Below are 21,366 nucleotides of genomic sequence, written 5' to 3'. Positions count from 1 at the left end.
GTCGGACTTTGCCAGTTGATCACTACATGAAGTTTGATGAATGAAAGTCGTGGCGTCGGGAATCGACCGGGACTAGGGTATTAATCAATCGATTGATTGGTGGCGGTTCCGGAGGCGGTATGACCGAGAAAGAAGAGGCTGAGTTGGTGCCTGGCGCGGACGGCGGTGCTCGGGAGAAGTTGCTGGAGGCGGGGCGGTATCTGTTTCTGCAGCAGGAGTTTCACCGGGTGTCGATTCGCCGGATCGCGGAGCGGGCCGGGGTGAATTCGGCGATGATTGCGTATTACTTTGGCGATAAGCGGGGGCTGTTTCAGGCGGTGGTGATGAGTTACATCACGCCGATGAAGGGGTACCTGCTGAACGGGTTGCGGGAGATGCCGCGTCGATCGTTCGGTGACATCTTTCGGTTTTATTTTCGTCATGCCCCGCGCGAGCTGATCCAGATCGTGATCAAGAGTCTGTTGTACGACCCCGGCGATCAGGGGCGCTGGCTGGTGGAGACCATTCTGCGGCCGTTGCTGACGGAGGTGGAGCGGCAATTGGATCAGGTGTTGCCCGAAGGGCGCGAACACCAGCCGGAGTTTGCGCGTTTGATGATTCAGAGCCTGTTGATCTTTCCGGTTCTAATGAAACCGATACTGGAGACGCTCAGCCGCCATCCCATGGATGAAACCTATTACGACGAATTGGCCGACTACTTCGGAATGATGCTGGATCGCGCCTTTGATATGGAGAACGCTCAATGACCCAACGTCCTGTACATGCTTTCCTCGACCGCTACACGGCCGGGGTGATGCGGTATCCGAAAACGGTTCTGGTGTTGCTTCTGGTGGTGGTCGCTGCGCTGGCGACCCAGTTGCGCACCATTGAACTGGATACGGATCTGGAAAATTTCATCGATGAGTCGACGCCGGCGCGTCAGGCCTATAACCGGGTCAAGGATCAGTATGGCCGCAACGATGTGGTGGTGGTCGGGGTGTCCGCCGAGGATGTGCTGGCGGATGCGACCCTGCGCCGGTTGGCGACCTTGCATGAACGCATCGAGCAGGATGTTCCCTGGGTCAACCGGGTCAACAGCCTGATCGATGCCCCGTACCAGCAGGGCACCGAAGACGGGCTGCTGGTTGATGACCTGATTCCGCGTCCGGTGGGGACCCTGAGTCGCGCCGAGATCGAGTCGCGCATTGCGTCGACGCCGACGCTCGAAGGGTTGGTGATCAATGAAAGCCGGACCTTCACCACCCTGGTGATCGAGCCCTACACCTACGATTTCGACCCCGACGCCCAGTCGAACGATGAGTCGGCGTTCGACGATGCCTTCGGCGATGATTTCACCGCAAGCGGGGCGGGCAATTCGACGCCGTCCCCGTCCGAAGCCGAGTTTTTACCGGTCGAGAAAACCTATGAACTGATCAACGAACTGGAACGCACCCTGACTGAGTTCGACGATCTGGATCCGGTCGTCGCCGGCATGCCGGTGATCAACCAGCAACTCGAACACACCATGCAATCCGAGATGTCGAGTTTCATCCGCCTGACCATTGTGTTAATCGTGGTCGTGCTGGTGTTGTTCTTCCGTCGGGTGTCGGCCGTGGTGGCGCCGATGTCGGCGGTGGTGCTGGCGATTCTCGCGACCTTCGGGATACTGGCGCTGACCGGCCGGCCGATTCAGATGCCGTTGATCATGGTGCCGTCCTTCCTACTCGCCATCACCGTCGGCGATGCGGTGCATTTGCTGACGCATTTCTTCAGTCATTTCAATCGCGGCGAGGCCAAGGTATCGGCCATGCAGGCGGCGATTCGGCTGACGGCGATTCCGATGCTGCTGACCTCGTTGACCACGGCGGCCGGTCTGCTGTCGCTCGCCACCGGGGATATCATTCCCATCACGTTGCTCGGTGTTTTCGCGGCCCTCGGGGTGATACTCGCTTTCCTGTTGACCGTGTCGCTGATTCCGGCGTTGATGGCGGTCTGGCCCGTTAAGCCCAGGGCCGATCGATCCGACACGCCGAAGGGTGAGCGGTTGATGCAGGGGATCGCCAATCTCGCCTGGCGTTTCGGGCCGGTGATGTCGCTGGTCTGGCTGGGTGTGGTCGCGGTAGCCATTGCGTTATTGTTGCAGTTGCGGTTTTCGCACAACCCGATGAACTGGATGCCGGCCGATCTGCCCATCCGCCAGGCGACGGATACCATCGATGACCGCATGAGCGGCACCATCAACATGGATGTCATCATCGACACCGGCACCGAGAACGGCATCAAGAACCCGGATCTGTTGCAGCGGCTGGACGCGGAACTGACCGACCTGCAGAACACCACGCCGGGGGGCGTGACGATCGGACACGTCAATTCCATTCTGGACATCATCAAGGGCACGCACCAGGCCCTGAACGAGGGCGACCCGGCTTTCTACGCGATTCCCGACAACCCCCGTCTGCTGGCCGAGGAACTGCTGCTGTTCGAAAACAGCGGCGCCGATGAACTGAGCCGTCTGGTCGACCCGTCCTACAGCGAAACGCGCGTGACCCTGATCATGCCCTGGGCCGATGTCCTGGCCTATCAGGATTTCATCGAGATCACCGAGCGCCGGCTGACCGAGGCACTGGCGCCTGAAGCCGAGATCACCATCGCTGGAGTGTTGCCGTTGCTCAGTGCGACCCTGGATGAAGTGGTGAGCACCACGGCCTGGAGTTATGGCATCGCCGCGCTCGCCATCACCCTGATGATGATGGTTCTGCTGCGCTCGCCCGGTCTCGGGGCCGTGGCCATGCTGCCCAACCTGGCGCCGATTCTGGTGGTGATGGGCTTGATGTATGTGATGTCGATTCCGCTCGACCTGTTCACCATGTTGGTGGCGACCATCGCCATCGGTATCACGGTCGACAACACGGTTCACTTTACGCATCACTTCCGCGAAGCCTTCGCCGAACACGGCGACGCCCGGGCCGCCATCGACACGGCGTTCCACCATGCCGGCCGCGCGTTGCTGACCACGTCGATCGTGTTGACCACCGGTTTCTACGTCTTCCTGTTCAGCCAGGTGCACAGCATCTTCAATTTCGGTTTCCTGAGCGGCACCGCCTTCCTGTTGGCCATGGTGTCTAACTTCACGCTGACGCCGGTGCTGTTGCGCTGGTATTCACCTCTGTTATCCCAACCCAAGGAGCAACTCTCATGATGCTTCAACACTCCGTCCGTACCCTGACTCAACCCGCCATCGTGCTGTTGGCGGCCCTGGTTTGCCTGAGCTATGGCGCGCGCGCCGAGACCGGTGACGAGATCATGGCCGAGGTCGACGCCCAGCCGAGCCCGCCGGCCATGGCCTCCGACATGACCATGGTCCTGATCGACCGCAACAATCAGCAACGGGTGCGCCAGTTGAATTCCCTGCGCAAAACCTTCGAGGACAGCGAGCGCAGTTTGCTGTTCTTCCTGTCCCCCCAGGATGTGCGCGGCACCGGCTTCCTGATTTTCGATTACGACGACCCGGACAAGGGCGACGATCAGTGGCTGTTCCTGCCCAGCCTGAACAAATCCAAACGCATCGCCGGCAGCGACCAGAGCGGCAGTTTCATGGGCTCGGATCTGTCCTACGCCGACCTGTCGTCGCGCAATCTGGAGGACTGGACCTATAAGCTGCTCGGTGAAACCAAAGTCAGTGACGAGGCGATCTGGCAGGTGGAAGCCACGGCGGCGAACGACGACGTGATCGACCGCACCGGCTACACACAATCCGTGCTCTATGTTCGGCAAAGCAACCACACCGTAATCCGCGCCATTCACACACTCGAAGCCGAAGGCGAACGCAAGCTGCTGAACATTCCCGAGTGGGAGCATCGGGACGGATTCTGGATTCCCACCGTCATGCAGGTGGTCAGCCAGGAGGGTGGTCAGACGGTTCACCGCACCCAGCTGACCTTCGAGAACATCGAACTGAACCCCGACATCCGCGAGGGCAACTTCAGCGTTCAACGATTGGAGCAAGGCTTATGAGACGACTGAGCTGGCTGTTGGTGGCCGGGTTGAGCGCCGGCCTGGCCGCCGAAGACGATCCGTTTGGCGAGAACTTCGAAGAGGGGTTCGGCGACATCGAGACCGATACCACCGCCGCCCAATCGAACCTGTACGTCTCGACCCGGGTGTTTCACCGCGGGCAGTTGAACACCCAGCAAGGCTCGCCGGAGGCGGGTGAAACGGACCACCGGGGCCTGTCCAGTTTCGCCTTCGGCCTGCAGCCCCGACTGGAATGGCGACCCGGCGACCGGTTCGACGCCGTGGTCGACGTCCGCCTGAGCCGGGACTGGGTGTTCGACCTGAGAGATAGCACGGACTGGAAAGACCCCTACCGGGACCAACGTGAAACCCGCGTGGACTGGGAGGAAGCCCTGGTGCGTTACCAGACCGGGGCCTGGGCCGTCTCCACCGGCCGCCAGGTGCTGACCTGGGGCTTCAACGACGCCCTGTCCATCCAGGAAGTCGTCAACGCCCCGAGGATGTCGCAGCCCGGCCTGTACGAACCCGAGGAGGCCCGCCAGGCGCGGTGGCTCAGCGAAGCCCGGATCTACCTGGGCGGCTGGACACTGCAGGGCGTGGTGGCGCACGAAAACCGCATGGCCGAACAACCGGTCTACGGCAGCGACTATTACCCGCTCGACGTCGAACTGGACGACCGGACCCCGGCCCATGGCTGGGACGAGCCGGCCAACCACACCGGCGGCGCCCGGCTGAGCGGCGTCTGGCAGGGCATCGACCTCGCGGCCTTTGGCTGGAGCGGCTACAACCCGACCGGGCATGTGCTGTTCGAACCGGGCGAAATCCGGCGCGAATACGAACGGTTCACCACGGTCGGCGCTGGTCTGAGCGTCCCGATCAGCGACGCGGTCCTGAAAGCCGAACTGACCCACGAACAAGGCCTGACCTACGCCCCGGTCAGCATGCAGACGGTGGGCGGCCAAATGGTTCCCGTCAGCGGCGACACGGCGGAGACCGAACGCTGGTCCGCCGCCTTCGGCCTCGACATCAGCCTGCCGGAAGACACCCGCCTGCTGATTGAATACCAACTGCGCCACCTGCCAGACTACACAGACGCCATGGAAACCAACCTCGGCGACGAAACCCAGGTCGGCTGGGCGCTCGGCCTGGAGCACACCACCTGGCGCGACCAGCTCACCCTGAGCGGTGCCGTCCTCGGCTTCGGCGATGACTTCGAAGGTGGCCAGATCACGCGCTTCTCGGCCGACTGGGCCATCAACGACCAATGGCGAACCGAACTCGGCTACGTCGCCTACCTGGAAGGCGACACCAAGCTCCTGGAACAAGCCCAAGACAACGACCGTCTATACTGGCAAGTCGATTACTTCTTCTAACCCGGGAACTAGCTGTCATGCTCCATGTCCAATGTTGTCGGTAGGGTGGGCACCGCCCACCATGGAAATAAACACGAGCGAGGCACAACCCCATGCCACAAATGACCATAACCCTAAACCGCAAAGACAACACCGCCTCCGAGGCCCACATCCGCGACCACACGGTCACCATGGACCGCCCCACCGACAAAGGCGGCGAAAACCAGGGCCCCATGGGCGGTGAAACCCTGCTCGCCGCCCTCGGCGGCTGCTTCATGTCCAACCTCGTCGCCGCCGCCCAGGGCCGGGACATCGACCTCGGCCCGGTGGATGTCGCCATCACCGCCACCATGGGCGGCAACCCGGCCGTGTTCGAGCGCATCGACATGACCGTCACCGGCGGCCCCGACGTCCGGGATCTGGACAAACTGGTCACAATCGCCGAGCGCGGCTGCATCGCCTCCAATACCCTGAAACAAGGGCTGCCGGTGAACATCAAAGCCCAGCAGGGGTGAACCAACGACCGAGGCGGAACCGGGCAGGTATCACATCGGTCCGCTTTGGCTTTGATCTGAACCGGAGAACCGGGTAAAGTCCGCGATTCGTTCCAAGGCGGAGCGACGGGCGCCGCGCGCCCGTGCAACACACAAAAACCCGATTTCAAACAAGGAAACGTTATGACGACCCTGTCCTCGACCGACGCTCCGGTCTCTTCCCATCCCTCCCTGCGCCCCGTTCCCGTCGACTTCCACGGCAAAGGCGGTGAATACTTCGGCATCTGGATCGTCAACATCGCACTGACGGTGCTGACACTGGGCATCTACTCCGCGTGGGCCAAGGTCCGCAACAAGCGGTACTTCTACGGCAACACCGAGATTGCCGGCGCCTCCTTCGAATACCTGGCCACCGGCGGCCAGATCCTGAAGGGACGCATAATCGCTGTAGCTTTTTTCATCACTTTGCAGCTGGTCGCGAACTTCGTGCCGGAAATCCTCCTGGTCTTTATAGTCGCGTTCTTATTGGCCTTGCCCTGGCTGGTGAACGCCGGCTTGCGCTTCAACGCCCGTTATTCCGCCTATCGCGGTGTACGCTTCCGCTTCACCGGCAGCTATTGGGGCGCCTGCAAGGCATTCTTGCTGTACCCGCTGTTGGGGATGATCACATTCGGCATCATGCTGCCGAACGCCATGCATTATTCGGCCCGATACATCGTCACCCATCACGCCTATGGCAATAAAGACTTCAACTTCGACGCCACCGTGAAGCACTACCAGTCCGTCGTGTTCGGTCTGGTCATCGGCATCGTCGCCTCGATTGCCCTGATCGCCATCGGGTTCAGCGTGGCCTCCATGGCCCTGATCGGGGTGGGGTACCTGGCCATCTACGGCCTTATGCTGGCGTTCAAACCCATGCTGTTCAACGTCTACTGGAAAGGTGTGCACATCGAAGGCAACCGTTTCGAAGCCAACATGCCGGTCGGGCGGTTCATCTGGGTGTTCATCAGCAACTCCATCGTGGTCGCGCTGACACTGGGTCTGGCCTATCCCTGGTCGCAGGTCCGGCTGGCCCGCCTGAATGCGAATTCGCTCGCCTTCCTGGACGCCGGGAACGTTGGCACCATCGCCGCCGGCCAGGCCAAGGAGCAATCCGCCCTGGGCGAAGAGCTGGGCGAAGTGTACGACGTGGACGTCGGTTTCGGCATTTAAGACCCTGGCCGAGGCCGCCGATGGCGGTCTTCGGCTCCGAGTAGAGCACCCGGATGACCCAACACTTCAGTGCCAATTTCTACCCCGACGGCCTGGCCGAAAGCCAGACCGTGACGGTCACGCTGGATGCCAGCGGCTGGCTCAGCTTTCAGGCATTCGACCGCAGCTTCCGTTGCCCCTTTGCCGCTGTCGAGGTCAGTGACCGGCTCGGCCGCTCACCGAGGTTCCTGACGCTGCCCGATATTGGCCGTCTGGAAACCCGCGACAACGACCGGATCGACCAGGCCCTGCGACAGTTCGGCCACAAGAGCGAACGCACGCTCTGGTTGCCCAAACTGGAACGGGCGCCGTTGTGGATTCTGGGGCTATTGATCGTAGTGGTCGCCGCCGGTTGGGCAACCTACCGGCACGGCATTCCGGCCATGGCCGAAGCCACCGCGCCGCTGGTGCCGGACAAGGCCCGGGAGATGGCGGGAAAAGAGGCCCTGCACTGGATGGAACGCAGCTGGCTGGAGCCGACCACGCTCAGCGAGGAACGCCAACAGGCGTTGCGCGCGTCCTTCGAGCGGCATTTCGCCGACCACCTGGCCGACCTGAAGGTGCGCGTCCTGTTCTACAGCAGCGACGCCCTGGGCGCCAACGCCTTTGCCCTGCCGGATGGCACCCTGGTGTTTACCGATCAATTCGTGGAACTGGTCGAAGAGGACGAATTCCTCGCCGTGGCCGCCCACGAGATCGGCCATGTACGGCATGACCACGGCGTGCGCGGCATCATCAGCTCCTCCGCCTTGCTGGCGGCCACGCTGCTGATCACCGGCGACAGCGAAGCCTTGTCCGAAATCGTCGTCTCGGCCCCCTACGCCCTGGCGCAGCTGTCGTATTCGCGCGACATGGAATGGGAAGCCGACACCGCCGCCATGGACCTGATGCAGGCCGCCGGCCTCGAGCGGCAGGCCTTCGCCTCGGCCCTGGAGAAAATGATGGACAGCCACGGCGCCGACCCGGACAAGACCGCCGCCTGGAAAGAGTACCTCTCCAGCCACCCCGCGACGCGAGAGCGGATCCAACGCTTCGAATGACCGGTAAGAGGCGAGAGAAGCGAGAAAAGCCCAGCAGAATCAACAACCTGGGTAGACGTACGCGGCATGGACGTTATAATGCCGACTGCTTTCCGGGTTGGCTCCCGCCGACCCGTCTTGGGCCCTTAGCTCAGTTGGTTAGAGCATCCGACTCATAATCGGCAGGTCGGCAGTTCAAGTCTGCCAGGGCCCACCATCTTTACCCGTGAAAAGTAATTAGTGTAATGACAGCTTTCAATGGAGTGATTCATTGATGTCAGGTGTTTTAGCCCGCTGGATTATTCACTGTTCGATAAACACAAGGACTACTGCTTTGCAGCCATACAAGCAGGTGTAGCTGGCGATATTCGATATGTGAAAATGGGAAATGCTGGTGAAAGATTCTCTGGAAAAACTTTAGTCTGCCAATTTCAGATCCTTGAATTTACTTAAGTTGGCCTTGAGCCGTTGTTCAATGGCTTTAATAGAACCACCAGTTTCTATAGCCGTGGAGCTGGCAACAGCTCTGTAAATACGGTCTTTGCTGACTTTTTTAGGGGTATGTCTGGCAGTCATGTAATATTCTCCTGCTTACTGAATGAAGTATATCAGTTGATGGCTATTAACACAGCCTGACAAGCAAACTGAACATCGTTCAAGGTGCTGTCTGAAACTGATCAGAAACGTCGATAACCAGGGTGGATCGAATCGTGTTAGACGAGATTCTGAATTTTGTGCTGACAGGCTAAATCTACTACATCTTGAAGTTGTTTTACGCCGGTGGCCAGCTGCTTCAACTGCCCCTCTGTGATGCTATAGCTGTAGTCATACCGGGCACCGATATAAGCGTAGTCCAGCAGATCAAACAAGTCCTGTTCTTCCTTGGTTTCCCGTGGGATCAAACCTTCGATGTCCGGTAAATAATCAATTGCCCAGTCTTCCAGTTTATCCAAAAGGTGTTCGTGTGGGCTTTCGCCACCAAAGATTAGAAGGACAGCCTTGTAAGTATGCTCACAAGCTTGATTCAATTGAAATGCGGCTATTTTGTATGACCCTTTATTGAACACATATTCGTAGACATCGTAAAACTCTTTAGCGCTGCCAAAGACATCGTCATAAACACTCTGCGCAATGCGTTTCTGTTCTTGGGGGTCAAGCGTCTTCCGTTCTTCCAATGTCATACGGCCACTGTCATACAACAAAACACCTTGCTCAATAACCTCGCTAAAAAAGTACTGACCTTCTCTTAACTTCTGGTTCACGAAGAAGATATCGCGAGGGATGAGGCTTAAATAGGTGCTCAAACCGGATTTTTTACAGGTGTCCTTCACACCGCGCCAGAGGGAAGCATCGCGCGCACTATACTCATCCAGAGTGATGACCAAAATGTCATAGTCACTCTGTTTGTGAATCACGAGTCGGCCTTTGCCTTGCTCGTGAGGGCCGTCCTTCCAGTCACCTCGGGCGTGGGAGCCATACAGAATCACCATCTCCACCGCGTCGCAGGCGTCAAGGATAGTAGCTACGATGCGCTGTAGTTCTTGCTGTTTAGTTTCTGGTAAATGGTCGATGTTTGTTTTCATAGCTGCCCGTTTTAATAGGCCAGACATGTGCCGGGCTTTGATCCGTAGTGGGTTCGATGCTGTTCAGTTTTTCAGTGCGCCATCCGCTACTTTATACACGAGAGAGCGTTCCCGGTCGATGCGGTTTGGCCCTTAAACACCTCAACCGAGTGCGAGTGGCTCTGGGTTGTCTAAACCTTTGCTTAGTTCATCCCTTGTTATATCTTCGGATTCCCTGGTCACCCTCAAGCGCTTCAATCGCTAGGGCCAGTCGTTGTGCATTGTTGGCACTGCCCAGTAGATAGGCAGTTTCCTCATAAGAAGAAAACTCATCCAATGAGAGCAGCACGGCTGGTTTTCCGTTCTGCCGTGTGATCATGACTGGAGTGTGATCTTCGTTTACCCTGTCCAGCACCTGATCCAGTGAAGCGCGGAATGCTGAGAAGCTGATCGTATGCATCGGTTATTACTCAGGGATTCAAAAGTTGGTTAGGTGCTCGAACGCTAATTGAACGGTTGCGTTGCATTCGCCATGGCTGAGCCTAATGTTGTGCAAGTCGGCTGACAAGTCAAATTACCTGTCCAATACGACGGCCAGTCAACTCAATTGCTCCTTTGTGTGAATCATGGTGCAGGAACCGCTGATCAATACTCACTTTATTCGAAATACCGAGGAACGCGAGCCGTAACCTGACTCACCAGTTCATACGGAATGGTGCCGCATTCCCGGGCTATGGTCTCAATGGGCACGTTCGGCCCCCAGAATTCCACACGGCTGCCGACCCCGGCATCCGGTAAGTCCGTCAGGTCCACCGTCAGCATATCCATCGACACCCGGCCGACGAGTACGCTGTCGTGGCCGTCGATCTGCACCGGTAAGCCATTGGGCGCATGTCGTGGAAAACCGTCAGCGTAGCCCATGGCGACAACGCCGACGCGCATGGGGCGGTTGGCGCGATAGTGATCGCCATAGCCCAGCGTATCTCCGGGTTCGATCCGGCGTTCGGCGATTACGGCCGATTCCAGGGCCATGGCGGCTTTTAAGCCCGGTTGTGTGTCGGCGATCGGGTTGGCGCCGAAGAGCATCATGCCGGGGCGAATCCAGTTCGCGTGGGTCGCGGGCCATTCAAGGACGCCCGGGGAATTGGCGATGCTGATAGGTAAGTTCGGGTACTGATCCAACAGTGCATTTAATCGAGCCAGTTGGTCTTTGGTGGTCGAAGTGCCGGGGTCGTCGGCCTGGGCCAGATGCGTCATCAGGATCCGTTCGCTCCCCTGACGGGACCGGTCCAGTCGCTGGATCAAATCTGGAACATTGTCGGGCGCGAACCCGAGTCGGTTCATGCCGGTGTTCACTTTTAGCCAGACAGCGATCGGCTCGCTGAGGTTCGCCTGTTCGATGGCGTGGCACTGGTAGTCGGAGTGGACGGTGACGTCCAAACGCAGTCGGTCAATCTCATCCAGTTCATCGGCGGTGAAGAAGCCTTCCAACAGCAGCAGTCGGTTATGGATGCCGGCGTCGCGCAGTTCGCGCGCTTCTTCGATGCAGGCCACGCCAAAGCCGTCCACCTGATCGGCCATAGCCCGGGCCACCGGTACCGCACCATGGCCGTAGGCGTTGCCTTTGACGATGGCCATCAGTTGGCTGTCCGGGGCGAGGGTCTGTGCCAGTCGGGCATTATGCCGGATGGCGTCCAGATCGATGCGGGCGCGTGCAGGGCGGGCCATACAACCTCCAGGATGGGAAAGGGGGCCTGCGGGTGCAGGCCCCGGGAAGGGTTTGTCAGACAGTCAAATAGCTGAACCGTCAGGCGGATTGGGCGTCGCGCTTTGAGATCAAAGTTCAAATAAGCCGCGGCCACTAATCAAAACTTCTTGTTCACCCATTGCTGTACCGAACGATGGAATAGTCTTCGGGGGACACGTCAGGTCGGAGTTCCGAAATAATCGCCGCCAGGGTTCGTGCCGATCCGAGAGACAGTGTCCACCCAAGTGAGCCATGTCCCGTATTCAGGTACAGATTAGAGTACCGTGTTCTGCCTAAAATAGGTGTACTGTCCGGTGTCATCGGTCTCAAACCTGCCCAGGCTTCCGGCTCATCCAGACCGACTGATCCGGGGAACAGATCGTTCAAAACGAATTCGAGCGCTTTTTGGCGCTTTTTGTAGGCCTTCAAATTGAATGCAGCAATTTCAGCCATGCCTCCCACTCGAATTCGCTTATCAAATCGGGTAATTGCCACTTTATAGCTTTCGTCCATGATGGTGGACCTTGGTGCGTGGTTTTCCTGATCGCTGATCGAATAGGTTAGCGAATAGCCTTTAATCGGATAGATGGGCAACTTGACACCCAGTGGTTTCAACAGTTCAGGTGAATAAGACCCCAAAGCGCATACATAAGCGTCCCCCTTTATCACTCTGCTACCAGTGCAAACGTACATGATATTTCGGGTAGTGGCTTTGATAGAGTCGATGACGGTATCAAACCTGAACTCAACCCCCATTTTTCGACATTCGTCGACCAGTGTTTGAGTGAATAGGTGGCAGTCACCCGTCAAGTCATTGATCAATCGGAGACCACCGACGAAGTTTCTTGATCCATGAGCAAGGCCTGGCTCAACTGCTAAACAACCCTCAGCATCGAGAAGTTCATAGGGGATACCCATATCATCGAGGACATCTAAGTCCTGCCGGATTGAGTGAAGTTGCTTTTTGTTTCTAAACAGCTGCAGGGTCCCATGTTTACGGTTGTCATAAGCAATGTTCAGATCATCTTCCAATTTAAGAAAGCTTTCACGACTGTACTCCGCCAGTGTTAACAGACGCTGTTTATTGGTTGCGTAGGCCGAATGACTGCAGTTACGAGTCATCTGAATGAGCCACGGCATAGAATGACGGTTCAATGCTCCTGGCGACACTTTAAAGGGAGCCAGGCGTTGAAACATCCACTTTATGGCCTTAATAGGTACTCCCGGTGCTGCCCAGGGTGTGCTGTATCCCGTTGAGATCATCCCGGCATTTGCAAAGCTGGTTTCCATGCCAGCGGCACCCTGGCGATCGACCACGATCACCTTGTGGCCTGCCTTTGCCAGGTAATAGGCGGTAGTAACACCGATGACACCTGCACCCAGTACGACAACTTTCATTGGCTTTTCTCCTGAAGTGCCAGTGTTCCATCCGTAAAGTCCTGAGTTCGGGATTTAATGGTTTGTAGCACTGGCTTGTTGTCTAAGCTCAAAATATCGGGAATGTGCTGATACAGTTTCGTAACGAGTTCGCGAAAATCTGCGATGTCTTCGGTGCATACTTTCATTAGGTACTCGCTTTCGCCGGATAGATAAACACACTCGATCACAGAAGCTTCGTTAAGTACGAAGTGCTCGATTCTCCTGTGATTGTTGGCTGTCTGATGGCCGAGGCTAATCAGTAAATAGGTGTTGAAACCTGTATACAATCGATCGACATCGACAATGGCCTGATACCCTTTTATGTACCCACACTGTTCTAACTGCTCAAGCTTCTCTCGGGTTTTCGTGCAACTCAGCCCAAGTTGGTCAGACAGATCGTCTATGGGGATTCGACCGTTCGACCGAAGTATGGACAACATGTCTTTGTCCAGTGCTGATAAATCATGATTGCTTGTCTGATCAGACATACTAGCCCCCTGGTAGTTCTCACCGGTGCATGTCACCGCTGCTCTCCGGTTGGTAGTAGATGTTTATCACGCGAATCCGTGAAGTTTTGCCATTGCCGTGATCAAACGACACCTCGGCATCGCGACGACACCCCAGAAGTGCTGTTCCAATGGGAGCAAAAACTGATAGCGTTGACTGCGTGCCATTCACTTCTCGTGGGTAGACCAAGGTCATTTCGAAAGGCTCGCCGGAATCAATAAGCTCGAATTCAACCACTGAGTTCATGCTGACTACATCGCCAGGTACTGAAGAGGGAGGGACAATGGTTGCATTGGCAAGCTTCTTTTGAAGCTCGACAGTATTTCTTTGGACAGTCGCGGGGGCGCTGTCGATCAAACTCTCCAGACGCTCACAGTCCAGAGAAGAAATGACAAATTCGATGTCCATAGGTGATCCTTGCGAACGAGCACAATAAAAAATCAGTGCAGGCCAAGAAATTGGCGCCTTGCACTCGATCCGAATTCAGTTGTTTGGAGCAAAGGAAATAGCCGGACAGCCGATGGCCGCCCGGCTTAGATGGGGAAGGTCAGGGAGGTTTTGTGATGCGGTTGACGTATTGCGTGGTTCATCACTGGGACATTGTGGCTCGTGAAAAGATACTTCAACCATAGGCTCTACTAAGGACAAAATCAAGTCAGTCTCACGATACCTTTACATAAAACAAGCCTGCTATTATTCGATAACATGAATACGAGTGAACGCAGGCATTCGCAAAAGTAAGAATTGCAGTCCACGCGGTGGACCAGATCGTGCTCTTGTCTTTATTTATTTCGGGGGTATAGTCCGGTAGCTAAACCAGAACACGAAGTATCACACCATCATGCCTAATGATACACATCACCTCACCTTCCTGAATTAAGCCGAGAGGCAGAATGTGTCTCTCGGCTAACCCAACGATATTGTTTTTTTTGATTGTGTTGGAGTGAGAGATGTCTACAAAGTCTGTAATTGGTACTTCCAAGTGGTACCAATTTATGCGCCGGGCTGGTTACACCAGTACTGTACACGCATTGGCTCGACCGTATGAATTGATGGCCACGTTTGAAATGATGGAGACCTATGGTCTCAAGTCCCCGTTGCGGGTGGGCGTAGGCAGTACAGTCCAGGTTCGGATACTCGATACCGATGAACACATCGTAGCGACACTAACGAACGACCTCGCCTCTACGGAGATGCCGTTTCTAAGCGTCTTTTCACCTATGGGGGCTGCGTTGCTCGGAAAGCGGGAGGGGGAGACATTTCGCGTTCGTGTATTTCGAAATTCTATTCAGTGTAGTGTTCTAAGGGTATTCGATTAAATTCACTGAGGACGGGGAGGGTGCCGCCTTGAAGTACTTGATTGGCCCACGTTCGGTGGACTAAGCGTGTTTGTAGATAATCAAGGTATATAATTTATTGGGTAAATGGTATGGCTAAAGACAGACAAGAGAAAAAGAAAGCTCAGAAAACCTTGAAAGAAAAACGGAAGGAAAAACAGAAAAAAAGAAATACCGATAGTTGAATACAAGCACTCTTTGGAGGTCTGAACTAGAGAGATTTCGGTAAATGGCTGATTCGGGGTATAAGGACAAACACCGGCTCAGCCACCTTCTATCCTACGATCCGTGAAAAAGCCCCTAATCGCCAAAGCCATGTCCATTGCTGTGTATTTTTTAGGAAGAATATCAACCTGGAAACCGGCTTTCATGCAGGCTGCTTTGGTAACATCACCAATTGCCGCAATGGTCATCTCACTTAAGTAGTGCATTGCATTGTGACGTTCCAGGTTTTTTAGCAGGCCATGCAGTGAAGATGGGGATGTTAGTGCTATGCAATCGGTCGATTCCAGTACCTTATGGATCGTGTTTTCCGAGTGGTGGGCGAAAGTGTTTTTGTATACAACGGGTGAAGTAACTTTGTATCCCTTATTGCTCAGTCCTTCAATGATCTTATTGCTGGCTTTGTTCCCCCTGGGAAAAAGGACTTGAAGCTTGTCGCTATCGGGTAGCCCCATCAGTTGTACGATTCCAGATGCGTTAAAAGTGTCCGGTACTACATCCACTCCGATGTCAATCGACTTAAGAGCATCAGCCGTGGTAGTCCCGACAGCGACTACTGTCATCCCTAGAGTTGCGGCGGATTTGATAGATTGTGTATATAAATAATGCGCGATGACTTTAACGGTCTCGACAGAGGTTACTACTAATACGTCATATTTGGCGATGTTCCTGAATATGTCTTCCAGATCAGATCGGTACAGTATGTGTTCAATGCTAATGGTCGGTAGAGCTTTGACATGGAAGTGTGGAGGGGGCAAGACCGAACGAACGCTATTCAACGATGCTGAAGAACGGGTGTAGAGAACCTGTACACTAGGATAAACCACTATTTCACCTTTTTACCGATTGCCCCACTCCAGCCTTTTTGGATAGCGCTGGAATTGTTGGATACTTAGCTTGATGTGACTGGGTATTGCTAATAGGACAGGCCTCCAGTCGCATCCGCCGTCTCCTGGAAGGCAGATTCGAACGTTTTCTTCCCTCCTTCCAGCTCCCCAAACAAAATGTCCAGTATCAGAAGCTGCCCGACTTTCGAGGCCAGTTTGCCAGCAGTTAGTGGTGACTCTGGGGACGAAGCAATCAAAGTCAGGGTTGCTACCGACGCCAATGGGCTTTTTACCGTATTCGTGATCGCCAATACGGTTGCACCGCGATCCTTGGCAATCCGAGCCGCTTTAACAATATCGACTGTTGAGCCTGAACTCGAGATGCAAATCGCCAGATCTTGTGCGCCTAATTGAGAGGCACTCATCAGCCCCAAGTGCATATCACTGAACAGGTGAGGACGCATACCGAGCCGCAGCAGTCGGTATTCTCCGTATGCGGCCGTAACGGAAGACGCTCCTACGCCGTAGAGGTCGATCCCTCTGGCTTTGTTCAGTGCTTTTACGGCTGACTTCACTGCGTCTTCGTTCAGCAGCGATACCGTGTCGTCCAGAGCGCTGACAGCATTCTGGCCGTACTGAGCGATCATGCCCCCTGAATCTGGTTCGCGTCGTCGTCCTCGCTTTTCACGATTCGTCAGGTCCAGCGCCAGAGCCATCTTGAAGTCGGCGAAACTGCTGAACCCCAGGTCTCGGCAGAACCGGATCACACTCGCTTCGCTGGATTTTGACTGTTCGGACAGCTCAGTAATGGTTTGGTAGATCACTGTATCGGGAGATTCCGAGACGTATTGAGCGATCCGTTTCAACGCCGGGCTCAGGCTGGCGACGTTGGACTGGATTTGTACCAGGATGTTTTTGTTGTTCAACGTGTCCTTTCCTTCATAACGGGGGCCTTAACGTACCACCAGGCCATATAGCAAACAATCACAATGATATCTGGTTTTCAGGTGTAGGTCTCTTTTTGGCAAAAAATTTCTTCAAAAGGGTTGCAAAGTGTTTTCTGCGGTACATAATGGTGAAAAATTTCTACACAAAAGATGTATCGGATAAAAATATGCGCCATCTCCAATCAAAAGCCCTTCAGTCCATTAGCGGAGCACTGTTCGTTTCCTGTCAGCCCACTGTGGGCGGGCCTTTTGACGATGTTGATGGTGTTGTCCGGTTCGCGAAGGCTGCATTGTCTGGAGGCTGTCACGGTTTGCGCATTGAAGGTGCAGAGCGGGTCGCTGCGGTGGCGGCTGTCACGCATAAGCCCCTGGTCGGTATTGTGAAGCGCGACCTTGAGGACAGCCCGGTGCGGATCACTCCTTACTTGGAGGACGTCGACTCGTTGGCTGATGCTGGAGCGACGATCATCGCATTCGATGCCACAGATCGGATTCGCCCAGTTCCTGCCAAGGAGGTACTGGCCAGAATCCACGAGAGAGGGTGTATGGCTATGGCCGACTGTTCGACGTTCGAAGAGGGCGCCGAGATGGTCCAGGCGGGTTGCGATCTGATTGCGTCCACCTTGTCAGGCTACGTTGACGGACCTGTACCTAACGAGCCCGACTTCCAGTTGGTCAAACGCTGGTCAGACAAAGGGTGGTTGGTCGTTGCAGAAGGACGAATTAGAACCGCTCAGGATGCCCATGAAGCTATAAAGGCCGGTGCACTCGCCGTGACAGTGGGCTCAGCGATCACACGTCCGGACGATGTGACGGGGTGGTTCCTTTCGGCTATGAATAAGGTGAATGAGAGCGCTTTGGAAGGGCGGGAACCGCAATGAATATTTTAGCAGTGGATGTTGGTGGAACAAAAGTGCTGGGCGTGTACTTCGCAAATGGAGTAATACAAGCCCGTGAGCAGTGGGCATCCCAAAGCATGACGTGGGAAATACTGAAAGATTGGCTTCGAACGATGGTTGGTGACTTGCCCGTAGATGCTGTGGCCGTCGCTTCAGCGGGGCGTGTTTCCCATGATCGGATAGACCCGTTGAATCGCTCCGTTTTGAGCTGGATCCAGTCAATTGATGTCAGAGCCGATCTTGCACGGCAATTTAAAGCCCCAGTGACTCTCGTCAATGATGCGACTGCGGCGGCGTATGCCGAATACTGCGTTCGTACATCGGGAGATCAGCCAGAGCCGGAAAACCTGGCATTTGTCACTGTCTCCACCGGCATAGGGTGCGGCCTGGTCATAAATGGGCGGCCTCTCATCAGTGGGACAGGGTTGGCGTCACACGCTGGCCACATACGCGGTATTGAGAGCCCGGAAACCGATGAGTTGACGATCTGCAGTTGCGGGATGCCGGGCTGCATAGAAAGCAGAGCCTCTGGCGCGGCCTTGGGTCGACAGCTGAGTCAGAGGGTTGGCCAGCAGGTGACTGCCAAATCACTGTTTGACGGTTCGGTTCCGGAAGCGGTCAGTGAGCAACTGATTTCAGCGAGCGCACGTCAGATAGCTCATTTGATCGATACGTTGCATATGACGCTTGATCTGGATCAAGTCGTACTCGGTGGGAGTATAGGCTTGCAGCCGACTTACTTAAGTCAGGTCAAAGCGTTATTGATCAGCCGTGAACTGATTGATGGCCCACGCATTGAAGTCGCGGAATGTGGCCATCTTTCCGGGGTGCAGGGGGCTGCGTTTATTGCTGAGCGCCAGTTGCTGATGGATCTCGCGAACGACTAAGTCAAAGATAAACGATGAATCCTGTCAGTGGGATGATACCGCTGACGAGTTGACGCTATTGTTGGCATTGACTCAATTACAATCCTGTCACAACAACAAGAGGTAGTACCATGAAACTGAAAAAAATCACTTCCATTGTCGCATTGACACTTGGGGTGGCTGGCTATTCGCTGGCGGACACCAATCTTAGATGGGGCATGCAAGCCTCGGTCTCGAGCCTTGAGTACAAGGCGGCCGAGCTCGCAGCTAAACAAGTCGAAGAGACTACCGATGGTCGAGTAACCATCAGTCTGTTTCCGGAAGGGCAGTTGGGCGATGATCGCGACATGTTAGCTCAGGTAACCTGGGGCACACTGGACGTCACCTATGCCCAAATGGGGCGTATTGGTGACTGGATCCCGCGTGCCGGCGTGACCCAGCTTCCGTATGTGATCCGTGACTATGATCACATCAAGTCGATCTACAACAGTGATTTTGGTCAGGACCTGCGCGATGAAATGACCGAAGAGTACAATTGGCATCCGATGGCGGTATCCTACTTTGGTACCCGGCATACGACATCGAATCGACCGATTGAGTCCATTGAAGACATGGACGGGCTGAAGCTTCGGGTGCCTAATGCCCGAGTTTTGCTTGACTTTGCCAAGTACTCTGGAGCTTCTCCGGCACCCATCGCCTTTTCTGAAGTCTATCTGGCCCTGCAAACCAATGCCGTTGATGGGCAAGAAAACCCACTGCCCACCATCAACGCTCAGAAGTTCTACGAAGTTCAGGACTATCTGGCGCTGACAGGTCACATGGCCCAGGACATCATCACGATCGTCAGTGAGAAAACCTATCAGGGGTTGTCCGGGCAGGACCGTGATGCACTGGAAGAGGCGTTGCAGGCAGGCGCCGACTTTATGGCACAGGAAGTGATCGAGGGTGAGCGTGAGTTGGTCGACTTCTTTAAGTCGGAAGGTCTGACGGTAACCCGTCCTGATCAGCAGCCATTCCGGGATGCCATGCAACCGATGTATGACGAATTTGAAAAAGAGCTTGGCGAGTCTTTGGTTGCCGATATCCAGGCACTGTAACCACTATAGTGGGTAAGGCCTCGGCAGGTGAATACCTGTCGAGCCTTTCCGCCTCTGATCAAACGAGAATCGTATGTCAAAGTGGATTAAAGACTTCGAGGAGACCTTGGGAATGTTGCTGATGGCTATGCTGTTGGTAACGCTGTTCCTTCAGGTCTTTAGTCGATTTGTATTGGGAAGCCCGTTGATCTGGACGGAAGAAGTCTCTCGATACCTGTTCATCTACTGTGCGTTGCTAGGCATTTGCACAGTCGCGAAACGTCGTGAACACGTAAAAATCGACTTTTTTGTTAACTTCCTACCGCGTGTGCCTCGGAAGACGATTGAGGTCGTGCTCGACATATCGATTGTGGCCGTTATGTGTTACCTGATCTACATCGGATACAACATGGCCCTTATGCAGCATCGACTGTCCATGGTCAGCCTGGATTTGCCGATGTCCTGGCTCTACGGCGCCTATCCAGTCGCTACCGCGCTTCTGGTAATTCGTTTAGTACAGCGTTTGATCCTGGATCTTCGCGACTTCAATCAACCACAGTCAGGAGAAGAATCATGATTTGGCTGTTCCTTGGGTGGATTCTGTTGCTTTTTGTAGGGATGCCGGTCGGGTTCTCCTTGATCATGGTTTCCGTCATTTATCTGGTGTTCAGTGATTTGGGTATCGTTTTTGCGACACAGCGCATGATCGCGGGGTTGAATACCTTTCCATTGCTGGCGGTTCCCTTCTTCGTGATGACGGGGATCGCAATGAACGCCGCTGGCGTGACTGAACGGATATTCAATTTTGCCAAAGCGATGGTTGGCCACATTACGGGCAGTTTGGGGCATGTGAACATCATGGCCAGTCTTCTCTTTTCCGGGATGTCCGGGAGTGCGCTGGCAGATGCTGGCGGGCTGGGTCAACTCGAAATCAAATCCATGAGGGATGGTAAGTACCACGACGATTTTGCAGGCGGTATTACTGCGGCTTCTTCGATCATAGGCCCTCTGGTACCCCCATCCATTCCGTTGGTGATATACGGTGTGGTATCCGGATCCTCCATTGGCGCTCTTTTTATTGCGGGAATGGTTCCTGGGGTGCTGTGTGCATTGGCCCTCATGACCATGGTGTATTTTATTGCCAAGAAGCGGGGTTACGAGGTACAGGACAAGCAGACCATGGCCATACGCTGGCAAGCAGCCAAAAAGGCTTTTCTGCCCATCTTGACCCCGGCCATCATCATTGGTGGTATCTTTTCAGGGGTCTTTACTCCAACAGAAGCTGCGGTCATTGCGGCGATCTATTCTCTGTGTTTGGGGGGCTTTGTATATCGGACAATCGGTTGGAGCGATTTGATTACCATTTTCCGCGAAACGGTCAGCACGACCGCCGTAGTGGCCTTGATGGTAATGGGCGTCACTCTGTTCGGATACGTCGTCGCTCTGGAAGAATTACCCAAGAAAGTAGCCGAATTCTTCCTGGCGTTCTCGGACAGTCCATGGATGTTTCTCATTCTCATAAACTTGATGTTGTTGTTCCTGGGAACGTTCATAGAAGCGCTCGCCTTGCTGTTGCTCGTGGTTCCAATTTTAGTCCCAGTAGCTATGACGTTTGGTATCGACCCCGTCCACTTCGGTGTGATGGTGATGATGAACCTAATGATCGGAATATTGACACCCCCTATGGGTATGGCACTGTTTGTTGTTTCTAAAGTTGGGGATATCCCGTTTCATACTCTGACGCGCGGTGTGATTCCTTTTCTCATTCCATTGTTCATCGTATTAATTCTGGTCGCTGTGTTTCCCCAGATAACACTGTTTTTGCCCAACTTATTATTAGGATAATCC

Annotated in this window: 22 protein-coding genes and 1 tRNA gene; 14 read left to right on the top strand and 9 right to left on the bottom strand. The window is 55.0% G+C overall.

Going from position 1 to position 21,366, the window contains the following annotated elements; genetic code table 11:
- Positions 1–119 precede the first annotated feature (119 nt).
- The 8 genes from IE111_RS03015 (at position 120) to IE111_RS02980 (ending at position 8,326) form a co-directional block, all read left to right on the top strand.
- Entirely contained in the window at positions 120–746 is a 627-nt protein-coding gene (locus tag IE111_RS03015; protein ID WP_189606993.1) for a TetR/AcrR family transcriptional regulator, read from the top strand.
- Positions 743–3,178: an efflux RND transporter permease subunit gene (locus IE111_RS03010; RefSeq protein ID WP_189606992.1), complete on the top strand. Its 2,436-nt coding sequence runs from the start codon at positions 743–745 to the stop codon at positions 3,176–3,178. Before IE111_RS03015 ends, IE111_RS03010 begins: the two co-directional genes overlap by 4 nt.
- On the top strand, positions 3,175–3,993 hold the full coding sequence (locus IE111_RS03005) for an outer membrane lipoprotein-sorting protein (protein ID WP_189606991.1): 819 nt from the start codon (positions 3,175–3,177) through the stop codon (positions 3,991–3,993). The genes IE111_RS03010 and IE111_RS03005 overlap by 4 nt, the downstream gene beginning before the upstream one ends.
- Positions 3,990–5,366 (top strand): DUF1302 family protein, encoded by a 1,377-nt coding sequence (locus IE111_RS03000; RefSeq protein WP_189606990.1) that lies wholly within the window; start codon positions 3,990–3,992, stop codon positions 5,364–5,366. The genes IE111_RS03005 and IE111_RS03000 overlap by 4 nt, the downstream gene beginning before the upstream one ends.
- Before the next feature lie 101 nt (positions 5,367–5,467).
- Positions 5,468–5,860, top strand: a complete 393-nt coding sequence (locus IE111_RS02995; protein ID WP_189606989.1) for an OsmC family protein — start codon at positions 5,468–5,470, stop codon at positions 5,858–5,860.
- A 162-nt stretch (positions 5,861–6,022) separates the two neighbouring features.
- Complete coding sequence (locus IE111_RS02990; RefSeq protein ID WP_189606988.1) at positions 6,023–7,051, top strand: YjgN family protein; 1,029 nt, start codon at positions 6,023–6,025, stop codon at positions 7,049–7,051.
- A gap of 53 nt (positions 7,052–7,104) precedes the next feature.
- On the top strand, positions 7,105–8,130 hold the full coding sequence (locus tag IE111_RS02985; protein ID WP_189606987.1) for a M48 family metallopeptidase: 1,026 nt from the start codon (positions 7,105–7,107) through the stop codon (positions 8,128–8,130).
- Between the two features lie 119 nt (positions 8,131–8,249).
- A tRNA-Ile gene (locus IE111_RS02980) sits at positions 8,250–8,326 on the top strand.
- Positions 8,327–8,526: 200 nt separating this feature from the next.
- Here IE111_RS02980 and IE111_RS02975 read toward each other — a convergent pair.
- The 7 genes from IE111_RS02975 to rnk all read right to left on the bottom strand — a co-directional run bounded on the left by IE111_RS02975 (position 8,527) and on the right by rnk (position 13,752).
- Entirely contained in the window at positions 8,527–8,685 is a 159-nt protein-coding gene (locus tag IE111_RS02975) for a hypothetical protein (RefSeq protein WP_189606986.1), read from the bottom strand.
- Positions 8,686–8,822: 137 nt separating this feature from the next.
- Positions 8,823–9,692 carry a HEPN domain-containing protein gene (locus tag IE111_RS02970; protein ID WP_189606985.1) on the bottom strand — a complete coding sequence of 290 codons (870 nt, stop codon included), beginning with the start codon at positions 9,690–9,692 and terminating at the stop codon, positions 8,823–8,825.
- Positions 9,693–9,879: 187 nt separating this feature from the next.
- Positions 9,880–10,131 (bottom strand): type II toxin-antitoxin system Phd/YefM family antitoxin, encoded by a 252-nt coding sequence (locus IE111_RS02965; protein ID WP_189606984.1) that lies wholly within the window; start codon positions 10,129–10,131, stop codon positions 9,880–9,882.
- 197 nt (positions 10,132–10,328) lie between these two features.
- Positions 10,329–11,399 (bottom strand): alanine racemase, encoded by a 1,071-nt coding sequence (gene alr / locus IE111_RS02960; protein WP_189606983.1) that lies wholly within the window; start codon positions 11,397–11,399, stop codon positions 10,329–10,331.
- A 151-nt stretch (positions 11,400–11,550) separates the two neighbouring features.
- Entirely contained in the window at positions 11,551–12,816 is a 1,266-nt protein-coding gene (locus tag IE111_RS02955) for a D-amino acid dehydrogenase (RefSeq protein WP_189606982.1), read from the bottom strand.
- Entirely contained in the window at positions 12,813–13,325 is a 513-nt protein-coding gene (locus IE111_RS02950) for an Lrp/AsnC family transcriptional regulator (protein ID WP_189606981.1), read from the bottom strand. The genes IE111_RS02955 and IE111_RS02950 overlap by 4 nt, the downstream gene beginning before the upstream one ends.
- Positions 13,326–13,344: 19 nt before the next feature.
- A complete protein-coding gene (rnk, locus tag IE111_RS02945; RefSeq protein WP_189606980.1) occupies positions 13,345–13,752 on the bottom strand; it encodes a nucleoside diphosphate kinase regulator in 408 nt (135 codons plus the stop codon).
- Between the two features lie 542 nt (positions 13,753–14,294).
- On the opposite strand from rnk, the gene IE111_RS24770 reads away from it, so the two are divergent.
- Positions 14,295–14,663 (top strand): GreA/GreB family elongation factor, encoded by a 369-nt coding sequence (locus IE111_RS24770; protein WP_189606979.1) that lies wholly within the window; start codon positions 14,295–14,297, stop codon positions 14,661–14,663.
- Between the two features lie 281 nt (positions 14,664–14,944).
- On the opposite strand, the gene IE111_RS02935 is transcribed toward IE111_RS24770, so the two are convergent.
- Together IE111_RS02935 and IE111_RS02930 are read right to left on the bottom strand one after the other, a co-directional pair.
- Complete coding sequence (locus IE111_RS02935; protein ID WP_189606978.1) at positions 14,945–15,730, bottom strand: uroporphyrinogen-III synthase; 786 nt, start codon at positions 15,728–15,730, stop codon at positions 14,945–14,947.
- An 89-nt stretch (positions 15,731–15,819) separates the two neighbouring features.
- Positions 15,820–16,656, bottom strand: a complete 837-nt coding sequence (locus IE111_RS02930; protein ID WP_189606977.1) for a MurR/RpiR family transcriptional regulator — start codon at positions 16,654–16,656, stop codon at positions 15,820–15,822.
- A gap of 95 nt (positions 16,657–16,751) precedes the next feature.
- Between IE111_RS02930 and IE111_RS02925 the strand changes: the two genes are divergently transcribed.
- The 5 genes from IE111_RS02925 to IE111_RS02905 all read left to right on the top strand — a co-directional run bounded on the left by IE111_RS02925 (position 16,752) and on the right by IE111_RS02905 (position 21,363).
- Positions 16,752–17,558 (top strand): N-acetylmannosamine-6-phosphate 2-epimerase, encoded by an 807-nt coding sequence (locus IE111_RS02925; RefSeq protein ID WP_229805164.1) that lies wholly within the window; start codon positions 16,752–16,754, stop codon positions 17,556–17,558.
- The gene (locus tag IE111_RS02920; protein ID WP_189606976.1) at positions 17,555–18,463 is read left to right on the top strand and encodes an ROK family protein; all 909 of its coding nucleotides are present in this window, start codon (positions 17,555–17,557) and stop codon (positions 18,461–18,463) included. The genes IE111_RS02925 and IE111_RS02920 overlap by 4 nt, the downstream gene beginning before the upstream one ends.
- 110 nt (positions 18,464–18,573) lie before the next feature.
- Positions 18,574–19,539 carry a sialic acid TRAP transporter substrate-binding protein SiaP gene (locus IE111_RS02915; RefSeq protein ID WP_189606975.1) on the top strand — a complete coding sequence of 322 codons (966 nt, stop codon included), beginning with the start codon at positions 18,574–18,576 and terminating at the stop codon, positions 19,537–19,539.
- 73 nt (positions 19,540–19,612) lie between these two features.
- The gene (locus IE111_RS02910; RefSeq protein ID WP_189606974.1) at positions 19,613–20,095 is read left to right on the top strand and encodes a TRAP transporter small permease; all 483 of its coding nucleotides are present in this window, start codon (positions 19,613–19,615) and stop codon (positions 20,093–20,095) included.
- Positions 20,092–21,363: a TRAP transporter large permease gene (locus IE111_RS02905; protein ID WP_189606973.1), complete on the top strand. Its 1,272-nt coding sequence runs from the start codon at positions 20,092–20,094 to the stop codon at positions 21,361–21,363. Before IE111_RS02910 ends, IE111_RS02905 begins: the two co-directional genes overlap by 4 nt.
- Positions 21,364–21,366 lie beyond the last annotated feature (3 nt).

It is taken from the genome of Saccharospirillum salsuginis (assembly GCF_014651855.1).
In the GTDB taxonomy this organism is placed as follows: Bacteria; Pseudomonadota; Gammaproteobacteria; order Pseudomonadales; family Natronospirillaceae; genus Saccharospirillum; species Saccharospirillum salsuginis.
The sequence above is the reverse complement of the archived record's forward strand: the minus strand, read 5'-3'. Positions and strand labels throughout refer to the sequence as shown.